The 20,485-nt window shown below is 63.7% G+C and carries 20 protein-coding genes; 15 read left to right on the forward strand and 5 right to left on the reverse strand.

The window, feature by feature from the left end; genetic code table 11:
• Nucleotides 1-18: 18 nt before the first annotated feature.
• Complete coding sequence (locus JNM03_RS08135; RefSeq protein WP_294035969.1) at nt 19-474, reverse strand: Hsp20 family protein; 456 nt, start codon at nt 472-474, stop codon at nt 19-21.
• A 186-nt stretch (nt 475-660) separates the two neighbouring features.
• Between JNM03_RS08135 and gpmA the strand changes: the two genes are divergently transcribed.
• Nucleotides 661-1,347 (forward strand): 2,3-diphosphoglycerate-dependent phosphoglycerate mutase, encoded by a 687-nt coding sequence (gene gpmA / locus JNM03_RS08140; protein ID WP_294035970.1) that lies wholly within the window; start codon nt 661-663, stop codon nt 1,345-1,347.
• A 24-nt stretch (nt 1,348-1,371) separates the two neighbouring features.
• Here the strand turns inward: gpmA and JNM03_RS08145 are convergent, their stop codons facing one another.
• Nucleotides 1,372-3,471: a TonB-dependent receptor gene (locus JNM03_RS08145; RefSeq protein ID WP_294035971.1), complete on the reverse strand. Its 2,100-nt coding sequence runs from the start codon at nt 3,469-3,471 to the stop codon at nt 1,372-1,374.
• Nucleotides 3,472-3,665: 194 nt separating this feature from the next.
• Between JNM03_RS08145 and JNM03_RS08150 the strand changes: the two genes are divergently transcribed.
• Nucleotides 3,666-5,702 carry a DUF3857 domain-containing transglutaminase family protein gene (locus tag JNM03_RS08150; RefSeq protein ID WP_294035972.1) on the forward strand — a complete coding sequence of 679 codons (2,037 nt, stop codon included), beginning with the start codon at nt 3,666-3,668 and terminating at the stop codon, nt 5,700-5,702.
• An 18-nt stretch (nt 5,703-5,720) separates the two neighbouring features.
• Here the strand turns inward: JNM03_RS08150 and dapD are convergent, their stop codons facing one another.
• Nucleotides 5,721-6,560 carry a 2,3,4,5-tetrahydropyridine-2,6-dicarboxylate N-succinyltransferase gene (gene dapD / locus JNM03_RS08155; RefSeq protein WP_294035973.1) on the reverse strand — a complete coding sequence of 280 codons (840 nt, stop codon included), beginning with the start codon at nt 6,558-6,560 and terminating at the stop codon, nt 5,721-5,723.
• Nucleotides 6,557-7,234, reverse strand: coding sequence for a pyrimidine 5'-nucleotidase (locus tag JNM03_RS08160; protein WP_294035974.1), 678 nt, complete (start codon nt 7,232-7,234; stop codon nt 6,557-6,559). Before JNM03_RS08160 ends, dapD begins: the two co-directional genes overlap by 4 nt.
• A 197-nt stretch (nt 7,235-7,431) precedes the next feature.
• Between JNM03_RS08160 and JNM03_RS08165 the strand changes: the two genes are divergently transcribed.
• Nucleotides 7,432-9,834, forward strand: a complete 2,403-nt coding sequence (locus tag JNM03_RS08165) for a S8 family peptidase (RefSeq protein ID WP_294035975.1) — start codon at nt 7,432-7,434, stop codon at nt 9,832-9,834.
• A 53-nt stretch (nt 9,835-9,887) separates the two neighbouring features.
• Nucleotides 9,888-11,189, forward strand: a complete 1,302-nt coding sequence (locus JNM03_RS08170) for an amidohydrolase family protein (protein WP_294035976.1) — start codon at nt 9,888-9,890, stop codon at nt 11,187-11,189.
• A gap of 2 nt (nt 11,190-11,191) precedes the next feature.
• On the opposite strand, the gene JNM03_RS08175 is transcribed toward JNM03_RS08170, so the two are convergent.
• A complete protein-coding gene (locus tag JNM03_RS08175; RefSeq protein ID WP_294035977.1) occupies nt 11,192-11,686 on the reverse strand; it encodes a DNA-deoxyinosine glycosylase in 495 nt (164 codons plus the stop codon).
• Between the two features lie 303 nt (nt 11,687-11,989).
• On the opposite strand from JNM03_RS08175, the gene rpsL reads away from it, so the two are divergent.
• From rpsL to rplV, 11 genes are all read left to right on the forward strand, one after another.
• Nucleotides 11,990-12,361 carry a 30S ribosomal protein S12 gene (gene rpsL, locus JNM03_RS08180; RefSeq protein WP_294035978.1) on the forward strand — a complete coding sequence of 124 codons (372 nt, stop codon included), beginning with the start codon at nt 11,990-11,992 and terminating at the stop codon, nt 12,359-12,361.
• 73 nt (nt 12,362-12,434) lie between these two features.
• The gene (gene rpsG, locus JNM03_RS08185; RefSeq protein WP_033074359.1) at nt 12,435-12,905 is read left to right on the forward strand and encodes a 30S ribosomal protein S7; all 471 of its coding nucleotides are present in this window, start codon (nt 12,435-12,437) and stop codon (nt 12,903-12,905) included.
• Nucleotides 12,906-13,010: 105 nt separating this feature from the next.
• The gene (fusA, locus tag JNM03_RS08190; protein WP_294035979.1) at nt 13,011-15,104 is read left to right on the forward strand and encodes an elongation factor G; all 2,094 of its coding nucleotides are present in this window, start codon (nt 13,011-13,013) and stop codon (nt 15,102-15,104) included.
• Between the two features lie 151 nt (nt 15,105-15,255).
• Nucleotides 15,256-16,449, forward strand: coding sequence for an elongation factor Tu (gene tuf, locus JNM03_RS08195; protein ID WP_294035980.1), 1,194 nt, complete (start codon nt 15,256-15,258; stop codon nt 16,447-16,449).
• A 148-nt stretch (nt 16,450-16,597) separates the two neighbouring features.
• Nucleotides 16,598-16,909: a 30S ribosomal protein S10 gene (gene rpsJ / locus JNM03_RS08200; RefSeq protein WP_003042199.1), complete on the forward strand. Its 312-nt coding sequence runs from the start codon at nt 16,598-16,600 to the stop codon at nt 16,907-16,909.
• A 277-nt stretch (nt 16,910-17,186) separates the two neighbouring features.
• Complete coding sequence (gene rplC / locus JNM03_RS08205; protein ID WP_056341854.1) at nt 17,187-17,966, forward strand: 50S ribosomal protein L3; 780 nt, start codon at nt 17,187-17,189, stop codon at nt 17,964-17,966.
• Between the two features lie 2 nt (nt 17,967-17,968).
• Nucleotides 17,969-18,607: a 50S ribosomal protein L4 gene (gene rplD / locus JNM03_RS08210; protein WP_294035981.1), complete on the forward strand. Its 639-nt coding sequence runs from the start codon at nt 17,969-17,971 to the stop codon at nt 18,605-18,607.
• Entirely contained in the window at nt 18,600-18,908 is a 309-nt protein-coding gene (locus tag JNM03_RS08215; RefSeq protein WP_058806667.1) for a 50S ribosomal protein L23, read from the forward strand. Before rplD ends, JNM03_RS08215 begins: the two co-directional genes overlap by 8 nt.
• 21 nt (nt 18,909-18,929) lie before the next feature.
• The gene (gene rplB, locus JNM03_RS08220; RefSeq protein WP_294035982.1) at nt 18,930-19,766 is read left to right on the forward strand and encodes a 50S ribosomal protein L2; all 837 of its coding nucleotides are present in this window, start codon (nt 18,930-18,932) and stop codon (nt 19,764-19,766) included.
• Nucleotides 19,767-19,769: 3 nt separating this feature from the next.
• The gene (rpsS, locus tag JNM03_RS08225; RefSeq protein WP_037556370.1) at nt 19,770-20,045 is read left to right on the forward strand and encodes a 30S ribosomal protein S19; all 276 of its coding nucleotides are present in this window, start codon (nt 19,770-19,772) and stop codon (nt 20,043-20,045) included.
• Complete coding sequence (gene rplV, locus JNM03_RS08230; protein ID WP_056341841.1) at nt 20,045-20,425, forward strand: 50S ribosomal protein L22; 381 nt, start codon at nt 20,045-20,047, stop codon at nt 20,423-20,425. The genes rpsS and rplV overlap by 1 nt, the downstream gene beginning before the upstream one ends.
• Nucleotides 20,426-20,485 lie beyond the last annotated feature (60 nt).

Genomic DNA, 20,485 nt, shown 5'->3' on the forward strand with positions numbered 1-20,485 from the left:
ATCACATACGGCGCGTCGTCACGCGGCCTTCTTGTCCTCGATCACCGGCTGCGCGCCGCCGATCGCGATCTTGTGGGGCTTCATCGCTTCGGGCACTTCGCGCACCAGATCGATCGTCAGCAGCCCGTCGGCGAGGTCGGCCACATCGACGCGAACGAAGTCGGCGAGCTGGAAGCGGCGCTCGAACGCGCGCGTCGCGATGCCGCTATACAGAAGCTGGCGCGTATCGCCTTCGGCCGCCGGCGCCTTGCGGCCGCTGACGGTCAGCATATTCTGCTGCGCGGTGATGTCGATTTCCTGCGATTTGAATCCCGCGACCGCGACGGTGATGCGGAAATGATCGTCGCCCAGCCGTTCGATGTCGAACGGCGGATAGTTTTCGGCCGTCGATCCGCCGGTTTCGAGGAAATCGAACAACCGGTCGAAGCCGACCGTCGAACGGCGATAAGGGGTCCAGTCGAAACTGTTACGCATGGTCTTTCTTCCTTTCAAAAGCGAAGTCAGGGACCGCAGCCGCTCGCCGCGATCGCCACCCGGCCCCGTTGCGGCGGCCGGATGATGCGAATCTGGTAACCGCGGAAACCATTTCAAGGGGGCGGTTGGCCTTTGCGCAAAAGGCGCGCTATGGCGCGGCGAATCGCTCCATCCAAAGGACAGGACATGCCGCAGCTCATCCTCCTTCGCCACGGTCAGTCGCAGTGGAATCTTGAAAATCGCTTCACCGGCTGGTGGGACGTCGATGTCACAGAGAAAGGGGCGACAGAGGCCTGGGCGGCGGGCACCCTGATGAAGGCAAAGGACATCGCGCCGGACGTCTGTTTCACGTCGGTCCAGACGCGCGCGATCAAGACGCTCAATCTGGCGCTCGAAGCGATGGGGCGCCTGTGGCTTCCGGTCACCAAGGACTGGCGGCTCAATGAGCGGCACTATGGGGGCCTGACCGGGCTCGACAAGGCCGAGACCGCGGCGAAACATGGCGACGAACAGGTGAAGATCTGGCGTCGCAGCTTTGACATTCCGCCCCCGCCGCTCGACGCCGGTTCGGCCTATGACCTGTCGAACGACCCGCGCTATGCGGGCATCGCCATCCCCGCGACCGAGAGCCTGAAGGACACGATCGCGCGCGTGCTGCCCTATTATGAAAGCACGATTGCGCCGCAATTGAAGGCGGGGAAGACGGTGTTGATTTCGGCGCACGGCAACAGCCTGCGCGCGCTGGTCAAACATCTGTCGGGCATTTCGGACGCCGACATCACTGGCCTCGAGATCCCGACCGGCCAGCCGATCGTCTTTGACCTGAACGACGATCTGACCGCGCGCGAACGCTATTATCTGAGCGAGCGCTGAAGGCGGCCGCGCGCCGGATCGGAATCAGAGCGTTCCCGTAACCGTAAGCTGGAAAAACCGGCCAAATCTGCGTTGGCGGCTTTCGCTGAAGGCGATCGGGCCGTCGCGCCGGTCGACGAAGACGGTACGATCGAACCCGTCCTTCATCCCCGCAAGGTTGCGGTACGACAGCTTCACCGTAAAGCCGGCGACATTCTTGTGCTCGATATAGGCGGTGACCAGCGGGCCGACCGTATAGTCGTTCTCGATCGCATCGAGGCGTAGACCGGGCGCGTAGCGCTCGTCGAAATAGCCGGCGCCCCACGCCAGGTTGCTGCCCGGGATATCGTGGCGAAAGCTCAGGTCGACGACATAATCCTGCCCGAAGCTCTGATCGCGCCACAACCCGGTAAGGGGATCGCGCACGCGGTTGCGGCGCCAGGTGACGTCGCTGTTGATGCGCGCGCCCTTGAACCCCAAGGGGTCCAGCAGCAAGGTCGCTTTCGAACTGATGCGATACAGGTTCGCGGGCGGCAGATTGCCTTTGCCCTCGGTCGTCGGCGACAGCGGGATCTGGTCGACTAGGTCCTGCGCATAGGCATAGGCGAAGGCGACGGACGCATTGCCCCAGCGTCCGAAATCCTGGACGAACTCCAGCTCGGTGCGGTTGACGATCGGCGGGACGAGCTCGCCGTTTCCGGTGTTGCCCTGCTGGTTCGCGACATCGACCGAGCTGGCGAAATCGAAGAAGTTGAGCTGATCGACGCGGCGCTGGATATGCCAGTTGATCGTCGTCTTTGGCCCGACCTTCCAGGCGAACGCCAGCTTGCCCTTTGGCCGGATGAAACTGCGCGTCAGCCCGCCGGGTCCGGATGATCCGAGCTCGCTATATTCGGCCGCCAGGTTGAGCTGCGCGGTCAGGTTGGTCGCCAGCGAGCGGCCCCAGGTCAGCGATGCCTCGCCGCGCTTTTCTTCGACCTTGGTCCTTTCGCCGCCGAAAACGACAGGGAGGAAGCTGCTATCCGGTTGCAAAACCGCAAGTTCGGCATCGACGTCGAGCGTGTTGTACGCACCTTCGATCGCGACTTGCCAGTCGGTGCCGCCGGCGGTGCGCCAGCTATACTCGCCGCGCAGGATCGACTCGCTTTCGTCAGCGGTCTGCTTGAAACGTTCGCCGCTTCGTCCGCCGTTTTCGCGTTCGACGACGAATGTGTTGACGAAGGGGCTGTGTTCGAACCGGTAGAGACCGATCAGCTTCAATCGCCCCTTGCCCAGCCCCAGCTCATAGTCGCCGCCGATATCATAGTTATACTCGTCCTCGGTAAAGCGGAAGCGCTCGTCGACGTGGCCTGCGACGGGCTGTAACGATGTGCCATGTACCTCCTCTTCGAGGAGCTGGAGCTGGCCGCCTGCGTTGAAATTCCATTTGTTGCCGTTCGCGGTCGATCGCGACAATGCCGCCGACAGGCGCGGCCGGTCGCCATAGCTGCTCGCGAATTCGTCGCGCACGAACGACAGGTTGCCGTCGCCGTCAAAGCGACGCTCGGGTCCCCAATGGCCGCTGCGATTGGCCTCGTTCTTGAGGCTGAGCGTCAGATTCGTCCTGCCGATCTTGCCCGTCGTCGAAATTTCGCCGTTCAGCCAATTGTCCTGGAGCCGCGGCCGCCAGTCGGGCTGCCAGCGAATGGTTGTCTGGAATCCGCCGTTCCCGGCGCCGGCAACCAACACGACATTGGCAACCTGACCTGTCAGCCCGGGGACGTTCAGGCTCGCCCCGTCGACGATGTCGATATAGGCGACCTGTGTGGCGGTGATCCGTTGCAGGGCCGCGCGCGCGTCGGTCGTCTTGCTCGCGATGCGTTCGCCATTGATCAGGACGTTCTGCGTTGCCTGCCCCAGGCCGCGGTCGCCGCCATTGGTACCCGTGACGATCAGGAAGCCCGGAATCTTCTCGACCATATCGAGCGCGGTCCGCGGTGCGAAGCGTGTGAAATCGGCGCCGCTGTACCTTTGTGCACCGTTGGCGGACGCCGGAATCGCGGCGGGCGCGTCGCCTGTCGGTTCGGCCGTTTCCTGTGCGGCGACGGGTGCGGCCGACATCAGGATTGCGGCGGCAAGCGACGAGGTCTGAACAACGGCTGGCATGATCCCCCTTCACCCTGCCTTCGAAACCGGCGGGGCTCACAATCGCGAATAGTTCGCAATTACTCTGAGGGGTTGCGCCCGTCTACCAACGCTCTGTCTCGTTCGACGAGTGCGGTGCGAAAGCGTGAAAATGGCGCCGTCTGTCCTTGCATCGTCTGGAAATGCCGACATTATGCGATGAGTCACGGGGGCTTATGGTGCGCATCTTTACATCGACGTTACTGGCGATCTTTTTCCTGCACGTCCCGATTCACGCGGAGCCCGGCGCGGTACAGGTGGCCCCGGTGCCCGACTGGGTGGTTCCCTCCGAACTGATGCCGGTTCCCGACAATGCGACGGGACTGGTATTTGTTCGGCGGCAGGACGTGCTGGCTCATCTCGACGACAAGGGGCAGGCGCAGTATCTTGGCTACCGCATCAAGATACTTCATCCGAACGCGCTGCAAATCGGAAACATATCGATTGTGTGGAATCCTGCGTCCGGGCCACCGATTGTGCATTTCATTCGGATCTATCGCGACGGGGACGTGATCGACGTTCTGGGAAAGTCGTCGTTCGAAATATTGCGCCGTGAAGATCAACTCGAAGCCGCAAAGCTTGACGGAGTTCTGACGGCGGTGCTTCGCGTTCCCGATCTTCGGGTCGGTGATGAACTGGAGGTGGGTCAGACGGTTCGCGTGAGCGACCCTAAATTGGGCACAAATGACGCCGGACTTCTCTACCTGGCACCGAATCCTGCGCCGGGTCGATATCGCCTTGGTCTCAGCTGGGGAAAGGCTCCGAAACCCAATCTCAGGATGACCCCCGATATGGCCGCCGTTGCCAGTGCTCATGATGGCGGCATCGACTTTCGTATCGACAATCCTGCGACGCTGAATCCGCTAAAGGATACGCCGGCACGTTATCAGTGGCAGCGCGTCGTTGAGTTTACGGACTTTCCCGACTGGGCTGCCGTCTCGCGCCATTTTGCGCCGCTTTACGCCAAGGCAGCGCGGATCGAGGACGGATCGCCGCTCGACAAGGAGGCCAAACGTCTTGCCGCGGCCGATTCCGATCCGATGGCCCGGGCGAGTGCGGCGTTGAAGCTGGTCCAGCAGGATGTGCGTTATATCTATGTCGGGCTGGGCGATGGCAATCTGACCCCGGCGACTGCGGAGGAAACCTGGGCCCGCCGATATGGCGACTGCAAGGGAAAGACGGTGATGCTCCTCGCGCTCCTCGCCAGGCTGGGGATCGAGGCCGAGCCTGTGCTGGTCAACAACAGCGGTCTCGACGATGGCCTCGATGAGCGCCTTCCGAACCCTGGAATGTTTGATCACGTCCTCGTGCGGGCGCGGATTGGAGGCGTTTCCTATTGGCTCGACGGCACCCTTCCGCCGGTCGTCGCGCCGGACGTGAACCCGTTGATCCCGTACAGATGGGTCCTGCCGCTGCTCGAACGGGGCGGCGCATTGCAGAATATCGCTTGGCATCCGGCGAAGAGGCCCGACGAAATCACCCTGTACGAAATCGACGCCCGTGCCGGGTTTGACCAGCTCGCCAAGGTGAAAAGCACGACCATCATCCGCGGTATTACGGGCCTCCAGCAGCAGGTTCAATTTTCTGGACTGACGCCCGACCAGTTGCTCAATGGGATGCGACAGCAGCTCGTCGGCAACACCTGGCAAACGGTCGATGACATCCAATGGCATTATGACCAGAAAGCCGGGGCCAGTGTGCTGACGGTCGATGGGACATGGGAGGTCGACTGGGATGACGATGGGGCCGGCGCCAGATCGTTGGCCTTGCCCGGAGGCGGCTTCAGTCCCCCTGAAAAGCGGGTGCGGCCTGCCGATCAGAATCAGGACCTGCCATTTTACAACGCGCCGGAATTCAGCTGCAACGTGACGACCCTCCGGCTGCCATCCACGGCGCCTATGGCGAAATGGACGTTCAAGTCAGGGTACGACACGCATATTTTCGGCAAAAATTATTATCGCGCGTTCGACGTTCGGGATGGTTCGATCCGCATGATACGGGGTTTTCGTGTGGAGAAGACGGAAATCGACGCGGTTACCGCGCGCGCGGACAATGCGCGGATCGCAGCCTTCGACAATAGCAAGGCATGGGTATTCTATGATCCCGATGGCGACAGTCCGCCGAGCGCGGCCCGGAAACCCGTACCGGCTACCTATGATATCGACTGGACGGGCGATGATGCCCCCTGCCTGTCGCCCGCGACGGTGCGCTGATCCGCAAGCGCCGGTGCGTCAGTCGCGCAGGAGTTCGTTGATCCCTGTCTTTGCGCGCGTCTGTGCGTCGACGCGCTTGACGATCACCGCGCAATAAAGCGACGGTCCCGGCGTCCCGTCGGGCAGCGGCTTGCCTGGCAGCGCGCCCGGCACGACGACCGAATAGGCCGGGACTTCGCCGACAAATACTTCGCCCGTCGCGCGATCGACGATCTTGGTCGATGCACCCAGATAGACGCCCATCGACAGCACCGCACCCTCGCGCACGATCACCCCTTCGGCCACTTCGGCGCGCGCGCCGATGAAGGCGCCGTCTTCGATGACGACCGGTCCAGCCTGCAGCGGCTCCAATACGCCGCCGATCCCGGCGCCGCCCGACAGATGGACATTCGCGCCGATCTGCGCGCAGCTTCCCACCGTCGCCCAGGCATCGACCATCGACCCTTCGCCGACATAGGCGCCGATATTGACGAAGCTTGGCATCAGCACCGCGCCCTTGCTGATGAAGGCGCCGCGCCGGACGATCGAACCGGGGACGGCTCGGAAGCCGGCATCGCGAAAGCGGTTTTCGCCCCAGCCGGCGAATTTCGACGGCACCTTGTCCCACCAGTGCGCTCCGCCGGGGCCACCTTCGATCGGCTCCATGTCGTTGAGCCGGAACGACAACAGCACGGCCTTCTTCAGCCATTGATTGACCTGCCAGACGCCCGAGCCATCGCGTTCCGCGACCCGATAGCGACCGTCGTCCAGCCCGGCGAGCGCCGTCTCGACCGCATCGCGCACCGTGCCGGTCGTTGCCAGGCCCAGCGTGTCGCGCGCCTCCCAGGCGGCTTCGATCGTCGATTTGAGGTCGGTCATGAAATTCCCCCGGGTAAAGCTAGGTCGTCGAGCCAGTCGGTGATGTCGCTTACGTGGAAATCGACATGGTCTGGCAGGTGGTCGCGATGGCCACTTTCGCTGCCATTGTCCAGCCACACGGTCGTCATTCCCAACGCTTTCGCCGGGGTCAGGTTACGCGCCATATCCTCCACGAACAGGCTTCGCGCGGGATCGATGCCGAGATGGGCCACCATGGCGGTATAGGCTTGCGGGTCGGGTTTGGGCGTATAGCCGGTGATCCGGATGTCGCAGATCGCGTCGAACAGGTCGGCGATGCCCCGCGCCTCCAGCACGCGCGCCGCGTAATCGGCGTCCGCGTTGGTAAAGATCAGCTTGCGGCCGGGCAACCGGGCCAGCCCGGCGCGCAGCCGAGCGTCGATCGTCAGGCGGTCGAGCGCGATGTCGTGCACATCGACGAGAAAGGTTTCCGGATCGACCCCGTGATGACGCATCAGCCCCGCCATCGTGGTGCCATGATCGTGGAAATACCGCTTCTGCACGCGCCGTGCCTCGACAGCGTTGACGCCCAGCAATCGCATGATGAAGGCGCCCATGCGGTCGTCGATCAGATCGAACAGCCTGGCCGACGGTGGATAAAGCGTGTTGTCGAGATCAAAGATCCAGTTGTCGATATGGTCGATGGGCGCAGTCATGACGTCGCGTCGCATAAGACGGCAACCGCGTGGCGGCAAGACGCGCGATTTTACTTTCCGGCAACGACTATGGCTCTAGATTGGCGGACGTTATCTTGTTGTGATCGTGGCAAGGGTCGGGGTTGAGGTCAGCCTGTCCGGCCTGCAGGAAAGATGTCACGCGCGCCGGGGTTAAGAGACGGTCAGGGGAAACGGCTATGGCCGAAAAGTTACGACGCAGCGCGAACCGGCATCTCTCGGGGCGGACTTTGCCCTTCTTGCTCGGCATAGCGGCCTTGTCGCTCGCGGGTTGTGGCGGCGGCGGCGCCAGGCCTTCGCCGACACCCGCGCCGCCGCCGGCGCCAACGCCCGTCCCCACGCCCACACCCACGCCCACACCCACGCCGACTCCAACTCCAACGCCGCCATCGGGCATTTTCAACACGGCTGAAACGCGCCGATCGGACGGCGTCAATTTTCACGGCGCGATCACGGCCTATCAGGCGGGCGCGACCGGGCAGGGGGTTCTGGCGGGCGTCATCGACGACGGGATCGACGAGGATAGTCCCGAATTCGCGGGACGCATTTCCTCTCTCTCGGCCGATGTCGCGGGATCGCGCGGGATCAACGGTGAAGGATCGCACGGGACGAACGTGGCGCAGGTGCTGCTGGGCGGGAAGAATGACGCCGGAACGTTCGGGATCGCTTTCAACGCCAACCTGCTCGTGCTGCGGGCCGATAGGCCAGGAAGCTGCGCCACCGAAGACCCGGACGACGATGAGAGCGGATGCCGCTTTGGTGAGAGCGCGATCGCGGCCGGCCTCGACCGCGCGGTCACCGCGGGCGCGCGCGTCGTCAACATCTCGCTCGGCGGCGAGGATGCGCCGGGCGCAACGCTGCGTGCCGCCGTGGCACGAGCGACGGCGGCCGGGATCGTCGTCATCCTTTCGGCAGGCAATGAAGGCGACACGACGGCCGATGGCAATGATCCGAACAACCCGGATCCGTTCGCGCAAGGGATGCGCGATGCGGGTGGCGGACTGGTCATCATCGCGGGATCGGTGGACGAAAACGGGGTCATGTCCGGTTTCAGCAACCGCGCCGGAAATTATTCGGGATCCTTCCTGTCGGCACTCGGCGAAGGGGTTTGCTGCGCTTATGAAAATGGCGTGCTCAAGACCGACGGCAGCTTCGTCTTCGTCCTCAACGGGACCAGCTTTGCCGCGCCCCAGGTTGCGGGCGCGGTCGCGCTGCTCGCGCAGGCCTTTCCAAACCTCTCCGGCCAGCAGATCGTGCAGTTGCTCTACCAGTCCGCGCGCGATGCCGGCGCGGCGGGTGTCGATCCGGTCTATGGGCAGGGGATCCTGAACATCGCCCGGGCTTTCCAACCGGTGGGCGCGACAACGTTGGCGGGAACCGCGACTGCGGTTCGGCTCGATACGTCGCTTGGGCTGCTTGGCGGTCCGATGGGCGATGCCGGCGCGCAGGGAGCGGGGACAACGCTTGGACTGGTCACGGATGGCTTTGGCCGCGCCTTCAACATCGATTTCGGTCAGTCGTTGCGCCCGCGCAGGCCCGATTTCAAATTGGCGGGCGCGATCGGCGGATTGATCCGCCAACAGAGCGCGACCTCGCGGGCGACCGCGATGTCGTTGCTCACCGCGCCGGGCCTCGCCGGCACCGACGCGCTCGCGGGACTCTCGTTTCACGATGCCGATCGGGCGCGGACGCTGGCAGCTTCGGTGATCACGCGCCTCGACGCGAACACACGCATCGGCTTCTCGGCCGGACGCGGGATCGGCGGGCTGCTCGCGGGCGAGCGTGGCGAAAGCGGTCATGCCATGCTGATCGGCGACGGCGCGCAGGAGGGTATCGGTTTCGCCGCCAGCCCCGGCATCGGCACGCTATTCCGCTATAAAATATATCAGGATCAATATGTTAACATACTCGCCGAAAGCGGCTGGGTGTCGGGATCGCGCTGGCAGGATGACCCTCTGCTCCGCTACCGTTCGGGCCACGACAGCCGTTACAACCGCCTCGGCGCCGCCTGGGACGGACGTTTTGGCCGAATTCGCGCTGCTGTCGGCGCAAGCTGGTTGCGCGAATCGGACAGCCTTCTGGGCGGACGGCTTGGTCCGGTCTTCGGTGCGGCGGGAGCGACGAGCCTGACCGGCGACGCGAACCTCAGTCTCGACGCCGGAAGCGGCTGGCGCCTCTCGGGCGCGTGGCGTCAGATGTGGACCCGGCCCGACCGCGCCGGCCTCGTCAGCGGCGGAGTGCTCCGGTCCAGCGCCTTTTCCTTCGACATTGCCAGGGCGGGTCTCTTCCGTCCCGACGATCAGGCGGCGCTCCGCTTTGCGCAGCCGCTCCGCGTCGCGCACGGCGGCATCGATCTGACGCTCCCGATTGCCTATGACTATGCCACGGGCGCCGCCGAATTCGGCCAGCGAACCTATAGCCTCGCGCCCACGGGACGCGAACTGGTGGTCGAGGCCAGCTATGCGCTGGCGCTTCTCGGCGGCGATCTTGTCGTCAACACATGGTGGCGCCAGGATCCCGGCCACATCGCCGCGATGCCCGATGACAAGGGCGCGGCGCTCCGCTTTACGATGGGCTTCTGATCGGCTCTAACATCCCCAGGTCACAAATCAGGTCACAAACAGGGGATCATCAGATGAAATCGATCTACGCCCTCCCGCTCGCACTGGCCGGTGCCACGGTTGCCATGCCGCTGGCGGCACAGCCGGCCGCGCGCACGGTCATCCATGCCGGAAAGCTGCTCGCCGAACCCGGAAAGCCGGTTCGCGGCGCTTCGACGATCCTTGTCGAAGGCGACAGGATCGTTGCGATCGTCGATGGTTTTCAGGCGCCGGACGCCAGCGCGACGCTGATCGATCTCAAGGACAAATATGTCCTGCCAGGGCTCATCGACAGCCATGTCCATCTGACAAGCGATGCCGGCGGCCTTGCCGGCCAGCTCGAGGAGGTGACGCTCAGCCCGGCGGCGCAAGCTTTCAATGCCGAAGTCAACGGCTTGAAGACGCTCCGTGCCGGCTTCACCACCGTGCGCAATCTGGGCGACGGTGATGGCGCAACGCTGGCCCTGCGCGACGCGATCGCTGCGGGCAAGGTGCGCGGCCCGCGGATCATCGACGCGGGCAATGCGATCTCCGGCAGCGCAGGCCATATGGATGGCTCGCTCGGCTATCGCGACGAACTGCGTCCGTTCTTTCAGGGCGCGGGCAATACCTGCAACGGCGCCGACGACTGCCGCCGCGCCGTGCGCCTTCAGGTCGGACGCGGCGCCGACGTGATCAAATTCGCCTCCACCGGCGGCGTGAACAGCCGCATCGGGGCCGGGCTCGGCAAGCAGATGTTCGATGACGAGGCGAAAGCGATCGTCGATACCGCGCATATGTTCGGCAAGAAGGTCGCGGTCCATGCCCATGGCGCCGACGGTATCCGCCTCGCGCTCGAGGCGGGGGCCGATTCGATCGAACATGGTACGATTCTCGACGAAGCGACGATCGCGGCCTGGGCGAAGTCGAAGGCCTATTATGTCCCGACGCTCTCGACCGTGAACGGGTACAAGGAACGCCTTGCGGCGAATGCCAACGCTTATGCACCCGATGTGCTTGCCAAGATTCAGTGGCGCATCGCGATCACCGGAAAAAGCCTTGAACAGCTTGTGCCGCGCGGCGTGCGCATCGCATTCGGAACCGATGCCGGCGTCTCGAAACACGGCCGGAACGGGGATGAATTCGAACTGATGGTGCAACATGGCATGACGCCGATCGAGTCGATCAGGGCGGCGACGATCAACGCCGCCGACCTGCTTGGCCTGTCGAACGAGATCGGGACGATCGCAGCGGGCAAGAGCGCGGACATCATCGCGGTGACGGGCGATCCGGTCGCCGATGTGCGCCTGCTCAAGAAGGTCGATTTCGTGATGGCGCGCGGAAGCGTGATCGATTGATTTCAGAGCGCGGCGCGGATCAACTGCCAGCGTTCCAGCTTCGCCGCGAAGCCGGTCGTGTTCGCAGCGCTGCTCGACGGCAAATCGATCATAGCGATGCCATTCGCGGCGGGAAGGCGTTTCCGCCCGATTGCCGAGGCCTTGCCGCCGTTGAACGCGATCATGCGGAGGTCGGGCAAGGTAGCGACGAGCGCGCCGAGATCGTGCGCCTCGGCGTCGCGGATGTCCGAATCGCTGCTTGTCCGACGTTCGGCGGTGCGGATCACGTCCCACAGGCCGATCTTCGCTTCGCGCAGCGCGGCCAGCCGCTCCTCATAGGGCAGCGCCGCAAGCGGCTGGTCCGTCACTTCTCCCAGCAGGCGCCAGAACAGGTTCGTCGGATGCGCATAATATTGCCGCGCGGCCAGCGACCGCGCGCCCGGCAGGCTGCCGAGGATGAGCAGGCGCGTATCGCGATGGACGTGGGGCGCGAAGCTGCCGTGGCGAAGGGTGGGCATCGTCTTGCGGTAGCGCGTTCCGGACCGCGCAACAATATTGCTGCCCCTTGACCCGCGAGGGAATCGCCGCTAGGGGCGCGCTCGACCGAAAAGGGCGGTTTGCTGCCTCTTCCGGTTACAACAGCGCTTGAACATTGCTGGCGCGGATGGAGCCTCCGGAAGATCAACGCGATCTGCCGGGGTCTTTTGCTGTTATCAGGTCGGTCCTTTTTCGCGATTTCGCGAACCGGGCGCCGGAGCTTCATCCACCGCGGCACAGTAACCGTTCGCTTTGATGGGCGGACATATAAAGGTGAAGCATTCATGCCCACGATCAACCAGCTGGTCCGCAAGGGCCGGACTCCGCAGAAGGCGAAGTCCAAGGTCCCGGCGATGGACGCAAACCCGCAAAAGCGCGGCGTTTGCACCCGTGTCTACACGACGACCCCGAAAAAGCCGAACTCGGCGCTCCGCAAGGTTGCCAAGGTCCGCCTGACCAACCAGCGCGAAGTCATCACCTACATTCCCGGCGAAGGCCACAACCTCCAGGAACACAGCGTCGTGCTGATCCGTGGCGGCCGTGTCCGCGACCTTCCCGGTGTGCGTTACCACGTCCTGCGCGGCGTGCTCGATACGCAGGGTGTGAAGGACCGCAAGCAGAGCCGTTCGAAGTACGGCGCGAAGCGTCCGAAGTAAGGACCGCTTTTTCGGCTATCTGATCATCCCGAGCCGCCAACGCGCCGGGATGCTGTTGTAAAAGGAATTACCTATGGCTCGTCGTCGTCGTCCTGAACGTCGCGAAATCCTGCCCGATCCCCGTTTCGGGGATGTCGTGCTGTCGAAGTTCATGAACAGCGTCATGCTGGACGGGAAGAAGTCCGTCGCCGAAAGCATCGTTTACGGTGCGCTGGAGTCGGTCGAAGCCCGCGCCAAGAAGGAACCGCTCGGCGTGTTCCATGAAGCGCTGGCGAACATCCGCCCGAACATCGAAGTCCGCAGCCGCCGCGTTGGTGGTGCGACCTATCAGGTGCCCGTCGAGGTCCGCCCGGACCGCGCGCAGGCGCTTGCGATCCGCTGGCTGATCACGGCCGCGCGCAACCGCAGCGAGACCACGATGGCCGCGCGTCTGTCGGGCGAACTGCTCGATGCGTCGAACAACCGTGGCAACGCGGTCAAGAAGCGCGAAGACACGCACCGCATGGCGGAAGCGAACCGCGCCTTCTCGCACTACCGCTGGTAATTTGCCGGACGCTCCCCGTGTTACGGGGGCGTCTCGCAATCGCAACAAAACTTCCTATATCGGGGGCGGCTCCAAAGGCCTCCCCCCAAATCCAAGGAAAAGATCATGGCACGCAGCCATCCGCTCGAACGCTATCGCAATTTCGGTATCATGGCGCACATCGACGCCGGCAAGACCACGACGACCGAGCGCATTCTCTATTACACCGGCAAGTCCTACAAGATCGGCGAAGTCCATGACGGCGCTGCGACGATGGACTGGATGGAACAGGAACAGGAACGCGGCATCACGATCACGTCCGCTGCGACCACCTGTCTGTGGAAGGCTGAAGAGGGCAATGGTCCCGAGCATCGCCTGAACATCATCGACACCCCCGGCCACGTCGACTTCACCATCGAAGTCGAACGCAGCCTGCGCGTCCTCGACGGCGCGGTTGCCGCGTTCGACGGCGTTGCCGGCGTCGAGCCGCAGTCGGAAACCGTGTGGCGTCAGGCCGACAAGTATCGCGTGCCGCGCATGTGCTTCATCAACAAGCTCGATCGCACCGGTGCGAACTTCTATTATTGCGTCCAGACGATCATCGATCGTCTCGGTGCGGTCCCGGCCGTCCTCTATCTGCCGATCGGCGCAGAAGGCGACTTCAAGGGCCTCGTCGACCTCGTCAACGAACGGGCGATCATCTGGAAGGATGAGAGCCTGGGCGCCGAATTCTTCTATGAAGAGATTCCGGCCGATCTCGTCGACAAGGCCGCCGAGTATCGCGAAAAGCTCGTCGAGCTCGCCGTCGAACAGGACGACGACGCGATGGAGGCCTATCTCGAAGGCACGCTGCCCGATGTTGCGACGCTGAAGGCGCTGATCCGCAAGGGCACGCTCGGCCAGGCGTTTGTTCCGGTCCTTTGCGGTTCGGCGTTCAAGAACAAGGGCGTTCAGACGCTGCTCGACGCGGTCGTCGACTATCTGCCGTCGCCGCTTGACATCGAAGACGTTCAGGGCATCAACCCCGACACGAACGAACCCGATTCGCGCGCGACCGCCGACGACGCTCCGCTGTCGATGCTCGCGTTCAAGATCATGAACGACCCGTTCGTCGGTTCGCTCACCTTCGCCCGCATCTATTCGGGTACCCTGACCAAGGGCAGCTATCTGAACTCGGTCAAGGACAAGAAGGAAAAGATCGGTCGTATGCTCCTGATGCACGCCAATTCGCGTGAAGACATCGAGGAAGCGTTCGCAGGCGACATCGTGGCGCTCGCGGGCCTCAAGGAAACCACCACCGGGGACACGCTCTGCGCCAACAACGCGCCGATCATCCTCGAGCGGATGGAATTCCCCGAGCCGGTCATCGAGCTGTCGGTGGAACCGAAGACCAAGGCCGACCAGGAAAAGATGGGCATCGCGCTCAATCGCCTCGCCGCCGAGGATCCCTCGTTCCGCGTGTCGACCGACCATGAATCGGGCCAGACGATCATCAAGGGCATGGGCGAGCTTCACCTCGACATCCTCGTCGATCGCATGAAGCGCGAGTTCAAGGTCGAAGCGAACGTCGGTGCGCCGCAGGTTGCGTACCGCGAATCGCTCGCGAAGCCGGTCGACATCGACTACACCCACAAGAAGCAGTCGGGCGGCTCGGGCCAGTTCGGCCGCGTCAAGGTCAGCGTCGCTCCCGGCGAACGCGGCTCGGGCATCACCTTCATCGACGAGATCAAGGGCGGCAACATTCCGCGCGAATATATCCCGTCGGTCGAAAAGGGCATGCGTGAGTCGGCCGAAAACGGTCACATGATCGGCTTCCCGATCATCGACTTCGAAATCAAGCTGACCGACGGCGCCTACCACGACGTCGACTCGTCGGCCCTTGCGTTCGAAATCGCGGGCCGTGCGGCGATGCGCGAAGTGGCGGCGAAGGCCGGCATCAAGCTGCTTGAGCCGGTGATGAAGGTCGAAGTCGTTACCCCTGAGGAATTCATGGGTGACGTGATCGGCGATCTCAACAGCCGCCGCGGCCAGATCCAGGGCACCGACAGCCGTGGTAACGCCCAGGTGGTTGAAGCCATGGTGCCGCTTGCCAATATGTTTGGCTACGTCAACCAGCTGCGGTCCTTCACGCAGGGCCGTGCGCAATACTCGATGCAGTTCTCGCATTACGAAGAAGTGCCGAGCAATGTGGCGGAAGAAGTGAAGGCCAAGATGGCCTGATTTGGTTTGGCCGTGCGGGGGTCCTCGCACGGCAGGACCTGAACAAGCGCGGACTTGCACCGCGCGCCAAGACCTACTAAGGGCGGCGCCTGATTCAGCAGGCTCGTCCACGACTGATCAACCGAAACATCGAACAAGAAGGTTCAATATCATGGCTAAGGCTAAATTTGAGCGGACGAAGCCGCACTGCAACATCGGCACCATCGGTCACGTCGACCATGGCAAGACCTCGCTGACCGCCGCGATCACCAAGGTGCTCGCCGAAAACGTCGCCGGCAACGCCGCCGTCGATTTCGCGAACATCGACAAGGCTCCCGAAGAGCGCGAGCGCGGCATCACCATTTCGACCGCGCACGTCGAATATGAAACCGACGGCCGCCACTATGCCCACGTCGATTGCCCGGGCCACGCCGACTATGTGAAGAACATGATCACCGGTGCCGCCCAGATGGACGGCGCGATCCTCGTCGTGTCGGCCGCTGACGGCCCGATGCCGCAGACCAAGGAGCACATCCTGCTCGCCAAGCAGGTCGGCGTTCCGACCATGGTCGTCTTCCTCAACAAGGTCGACCAGCTGGACGATCCCGAGCTGCTCGAACTCGTCGAGCTGGAAATCCGCGAAGAACTGTCGAAGCGCGACTTCGACGGCGACAACATCCCCATCATCCCGGGTTCGGCGCTCGCCGCACTCGAGGGCCGCGACGATGCCATCGGCAAGGACGCGATCATGAAGCTGATGGCGGCCGTCGACGCGTGGATCCCGCAGCCCGAACGTCCGCTCGACAAGCCCTTCCTGATGCCGATCGAAGACGTGTTCTCGATCTCGGGTCGCGGCACCGTCGTCACCGGCCGTATCGAAACCGGCGTCGTCAAGGTGGGTGAAGAAGTCGAGATCGTCGGCATCAAGGACACCAAGAAGACCGTCGTCACCGGCGTCGAAATGTTCCGCAAGCTGCTCGACCAGGGCCAGGCCGGCGACAATGTCGGCGCGCTGATCCGCGGCGTCGGCCGTGAAGAGGTCGAGCGTGGCCAGGTTCTCTGCAAGCCCGGCACGATCAAGCCGCACACCGAGTTCACCTCGGAAGTCTACGTCCTGTCGAAGGACGAAGGCGGCCGTCACACGCCGTTCTTCGCGAACTATCGTCCGCAGTTCTACTTCCGCACCACCGACGTCACCGGCGAGGTCATCCTCCCCGAGGGCACCGAGATGGTGATGCCGGGCGACAACGTCCAGCTGTCGGTCAAGCTGATCGCCCCGATCGCCATGGACCCGGGTCTGCGCTTCGCCATTCGCGAAGGTGGCCGCACGGTCGGCGCAGGGGTTGTCGCGACGATCACAAAGTAATATAGGGCCGCGAGCCGCGCGATTCGGACCTGATTCGCGCGGCTCGTAGCTTTAAGAATTTCAATGGCCGGTTCGGCTTCCATGGGGGAGCCGGAGCAGGCCATTTCGGCTCTTTCGCATCGTTAGACGGGATTCGACTGGAATAGTCATGGAAACGCAGAATATTCGCATTCGCCTGAAGGCCTTTGATCACCGCGTGCTCGATCAGGCCACCACCGACATCGCCGACACGGCGCGTCGTACCGGAGCGCTTATTCGCGGCCCGATCCCGCTTCCGACGCGTATTGAAAAATTCACCGTGAACCGCGGCCCGCATGTCGACAAAAAGTCGCGCGAGCAGTTCGAGGTGCGTACCCACAAGCGGCTGCTCGACATCGTGCAGCCCACCCCGCAGACGGTCGACGCGCTGATGAAGCTCGACCTCGCCGCGGGCGTGAACGTCGAAATCAAGCTGGCCTAAGGGTCAGCAGCCCCGCGAAAGCGGGGTCTCTATCGGCAGGACGGTTCGCCGCCTGCGTCACGATAGGGTGGATACCGCCGGACCGCTTCCTTGGAAGCATCATGGTCCGGGCTGCGTCCCCCGTCTCGCCGCTTATCCTTCGGGAAGCGGCACCTCAGCCCGGACGGGGCGATGCATCGAAATTTTGGGCTGGGAGGGTTCCGTAAGAGGCTTGCCTCAACGGGTCCCGCAAGCCGTGCGGAATGGTCCGCCCGGCCTCTGTTGAGGAGTATGGATCATGCGTACTGGCGTGATCGCGAAGAAAATGGGGATGACCCGCCTGTTTCAGGACGACGGCCGCCATGTGCCCGTCACTGTCCTGAGCCTCGAAGGCTGCCAGGTCATTTCCGTGCGCGAACAAGAACGTGACGGCTATGTCGCCGTCCAGCTCGGTGCCGGCTCGGCAAAGGCGAAGAATGTCGCCAAGCCCCAGCGCGGCGCTTTTGGCAAGGCCGAAGTCGAGCCCAAGGCGAAGGTCGTCGAATTCCGCGTCGCCGACGACGCGACGCTCGACGTCGGCGCCGAACTGTCGGCCGACCATTTCGTCGCCGGCCAGATCGTCGACATCCAGGGCGTCACGCAGGGCAAGGGTTTTGCCGGTGCGATGAAGCGCTGGGGTTTCGGGGGCATGCGCGCCACGCACGGCGTGTCGATCAGCCACCGTGCCCATGGTTCGACGGGTAACCGCCAGGATCCGGGCCGCGTCTTCAAGAACAAGAAGATGGCCGGCCATATGGGCGCGCGCAACCGCACCCAGCAGAATCTCGAAATCGTCCGCACCGACGTCGAGCGCGGCCTTCTCTTCGTCAAGGGCTCGGTCCCTGGCTCGAAGGGCGGCTGGCTGATGGTCCGCGATGCGGTCAAGCTGCCGCGCCACCCCGAGGCCCCCTATCCGGCGGGCATCAAGAGCGCGGCCAACAGCAACCAGGAAGCCCCGGCAGACGCGCCGGTCGAAACGCCGGTCGAAGAGACCGTCGTGACCGACACCGCGACCACCGACGGCGCGCAGGAGTCCTGATCATGAAGGTCAAGGTTCAGACCCTAGAAACCGCGGGCTCCGGCAAGGCCGGCACCGATATCGACCTCAGCGACGACGTCTTCGGCGTCGAAGCGCGCGCCGACATCCTGCACCGCGTCGTGTCGTGGCAGCTCGAAAAGCGCCGCGGTCCGGCTCGCGCCGCCCGCGAACGCAGCGACGTCGCCCGCACGGGCAAGAAGTTCGGTCGCCAGAAGGGCGGCGGTACCGCGCGTCACGGCGATCGCAGGGCGCCGATCTTCATCGGCGGCGGCAAGGCGCACGGCCCCCGGGCCCGCACCTTCGGCCACTCGCTGAACAAGAAGATCCGCGCGCTCGGCCTGAAGATGGCGCTCAGCGACAAGGCCAAGGGCGGCAAGATCGTCGTCCTCGACACGCTCGAGCTCAAGGATGCCAAGACCAAGGCGCTCGCCGGCAAGCTCGGCAAGCTCGAACTCGGCAACCGCGCCCTCTTCATCGACGGCGATGCGGTCCATGAAAGCTTCGCCATGGCGTCGGCCAACCTGATCGGTATCGACTCGATGCCGGCGGCGGGTGCCAACGTCTATGACATCATCCGTGCCGACACGCTGGTCCTGACCCGCGCGGCGGTCGAAAAGCTGGAGGCCCGTTTCAATGGCTAAGGCAAAAACTGTCGACGCGCGTCACTATGACGTGATCCTCGCTCCGGTGATCACCGAAAAGTCGACCCTGCTCAGCGAGAATAACGCGGTGGTGTTCAAGGTTGCGAACGACGCGACCAAGCCCGCCATCAAGGCCGCCGTAGAGGCGCTGTTCGATGTCAAGGTGATCGGCGTCAACACGCTCGTCACCAAGGGCAAGACCAAGCGCTGGAAGGGCAAGCCCTACACCCGCAGCGACGTGAAGAAGGCGATCGTTCGCCTGGCCGAAGGCCAGTCGATCGACGTCACCACCGGCGTCTGATTGTAGGAAGAGGCAAGAACAATGGCACTTAAATCCTATAATCCGACCAGCCCCGCGCAGCGCGGCCTGATCCTCGTCGACAAATCGTCGCTGTGGAAGGGCAAGCCCGTCAAGGCGCTGACCGAAGGCAAGAACAAGACCGGTGGCCGCAACAACAAGGGTCATGTGACCTCGCGCGGCATCGCCGGCGGCCACAAGCAGAAGTACCGCTTCATCGACTTCAAGCGTCGCAAGTGGGACATGCCGGCCACCGTCGAGCGTCTGGAATATGACCCCAACCGCACCGCCTTCATCGCGCTGGTGAAGTATGAGGACGGCGAGCAGACCTATATCCTGGCGCCGCAGCGCCTGGCGGTCGGCGACACCGTCGTCGCGGGCAAGAAGACCGACGTGAAGCCGGGCAATGCGATGGAATTGTCGCAGATGCCGGTCGGCACGATCGTCCACAATATCGAGATGAAGCCGGGCAAGGGTGGCCAGATCGCCCGTTCGGCCGGCACCTATGCGCAGGTCGTCGGTCGTGACCGCGGTCTCGTCATCGTGCGTCTCGGTTCGGGCGAACAGCGGTATATCCGCGGCGAGTGCATGGGCACGGTCGGCGCGGTGTCGAACCCCGACAACCAGAACACCAATCTGGGCAAGGCCGGTCGCGGCCGCTGGCTCGGCAAGCGTCCGCTGACCCGCGGCGTTGCCAAGAACCCGGTCGATCACCCGCACGGCGGCGGCGAAGGCCGTACATCGGGTGGCCGTCATCCGGTGACCCCGTGGGGCAAGCCGACCAAGGGTGCCCGCACCCGCTCGAACAAGTCGACCGACAAGATGATCATCCGGTCGCGTCACGCGAAGAAGAAGAGGTAAGCCATGGCTCGCTCGGTCTGGAAGGGTCCTTTCGTGGACCTCCATCTGCTCAAGAAAGCCGAAACGGCCCAGGACGGCGGCAGCTCTGCCCCGATCAAGACCTGGTCGCGTCGGTCCACCATCCTGCCGCAGTTCGTGGGGCTGACCTTCAACGTCTACAACGGCCGCAAGTTCGTGCCGGTGTCGGTCAATGAAGACATGGTCGGCATGAAGCTGGGTGAATTTGCGCCGACGCGCTTCTTCCCCGGCCACGCGGCCGACAAGAAGGGCAAACGCTAATGGGCAAGGCAAAATCCCCCCGCCGCGTTGCGGATAATGAGGCATTGTCCGTGGGCACGCAGATTCGTGGCTCGGCGCAGAAGCTGAACCTCGTCGCTGCGCTGATCCGCGGTCGCAAGGTCGAAGACGCGATGAACGTCCTCGCTTTCTCGAAGAAGGCGATGGCCGTCGACGTGCGCAAGGTTCTCGCCAGCGCCGTCGCCAACGCCGAAAACAACCACAACCTCGACGTCGATGCCCTGGTCATCCAGGAAGCCAGCGTCGGCAAGTCGATCTCGATGAAGCGCTGGCACGCTCGCGGCCGCGGCAAGTCGACCCGGATCGTCAAGCCGTTCAGCCGCATCCGCATCGTCGTGCGCGAACAGGAAGAAGAGGCGTAAGATGGGCCAGAAGAGCAATCCGATCGGCCTGCGCCTGCAGGTCAACCGTACCTGGGACAG

This window comes from Sphingopyxis sp., from assembly GCF_016793825.1.
Taxonomy (GTDB): domain Bacteria; phylum Pseudomonadota; class Alphaproteobacteria; order Sphingomonadales; family Sphingomonadaceae; genus Sphingopyxis.

Coding starts and splice junctions, on each gene's coding strand:
- JNM03_RS08135 (WP_294035969.1), bottom strand. CDS start 474: ATGCGTAACAGTTTCGACTGGACCCCTTATCGCCGTTCGACGGTCGGC.
- gpmA (WP_294035970.1), top strand. CDS start 661: ATGCCGCAGCTCATCCTCCTTCGCCACGGTCAGTCGCAGTGGAATCTT.
- JNM03_RS08145 (WP_294035971.1), bottom strand. CDS start 3,471: ATGCCAGCCGTTGTTCAGACCTCGTCGCTTGCCGCCGCAATCCTGATG.
- JNM03_RS08150 (WP_294035972.1), top strand. CDS start 3,666: ATGGTGCGCATCTTTACATCGACGTTACTGGCGATCTTTTTCCTGCAC.
- dapD (WP_294035973.1), bottom strand. CDS start 6,560: ATGACCGACCTCAAATCGACGATCGAAGCCGCCTGGGAGGCGCGCGAC.
- JNM03_RS08160 (WP_294035974.1), bottom strand. CDS start 7,234: ATGACTGCGCCCATCGACCATATCGACAACTGGATCTTTGATCTCGAC.
- JNM03_RS08165 (WP_294035975.1), top strand. CDS start 7,432: ATGGCCGAAAAGTTACGACGCAGCGCGAACCGGCATCTCTCGGGGCGG.
- JNM03_RS08170 (WP_294035976.1), top strand. CDS start 9,888: ATGAAATCGATCTACGCCCTCCCGCTCGCACTGGCCGGTGCCACGGTT.
- JNM03_RS08175 (WP_294035977.1), bottom strand. CDS start 11,686: ATGCCCACCCTTCGCCACGGCAGCTTCGCGCCCCACGTCCATCGCGAT.
- rpsL (WP_294035978.1), top strand. CDS start 11,990: ATGCCCACGATCAACCAGCTGGTCCGCAAGGGCCGGACTCCGCAGAAG.
- rpsG (WP_033074359.1), top strand. CDS start 12,435: ATGGCTCGTCGTCGTCGTCCTGAACGTCGCGAAATCCTGCCCGATCCC.
- fusA (WP_294035979.1), top strand. CDS start 13,011: ATGGCACGCAGCCATCCGCTCGAACGCTATCGCAATTTCGGTATCATG.
- tuf (WP_294035980.1), top strand. CDS start 15,256: ATGGCTAAGGCTAAATTTGAGCGGACGAAGCCGCACTGCAACATCGGC.
- rpsJ (WP_003042199.1), top strand. CDS start 16,598: ATGGAAACGCAGAATATTCGCATTCGCCTGAAGGCCTTTGATCACCGC.
- rplC (WP_056341854.1), top strand. CDS start 17,187: ATGCGTACTGGCGTGATCGCGAAGAAAATGGGGATGACCCGCCTGTTT.
- rplD (WP_294035981.1), top strand. CDS start 17,969: ATGAAGGTCAAGGTTCAGACCCTAGAAACCGCGGGCTCCGGCAAGGCC.
- JNM03_RS08215 (WP_058806667.1), top strand. CDS start 18,600: ATGGCTAAGGCAAAAACTGTCGACGCGCGTCACTATGACGTGATCCTC.
- rplB (WP_294035982.1), top strand. CDS start 18,930: ATGGCACTTAAATCCTATAATCCGACCAGCCCCGCGCAGCGCGGCCTG.
- rpsS (WP_037556370.1), top strand. CDS start 19,770: ATGGCTCGCTCGGTCTGGAAGGGTCCTTTCGTGGACCTCCATCTGCTC.
- rplV (WP_056341841.1), top strand. CDS start 20,045: ATGGGCAAGGCAAAATCCCCCCGCCGCGTTGCGGATAATGAGGCATTG.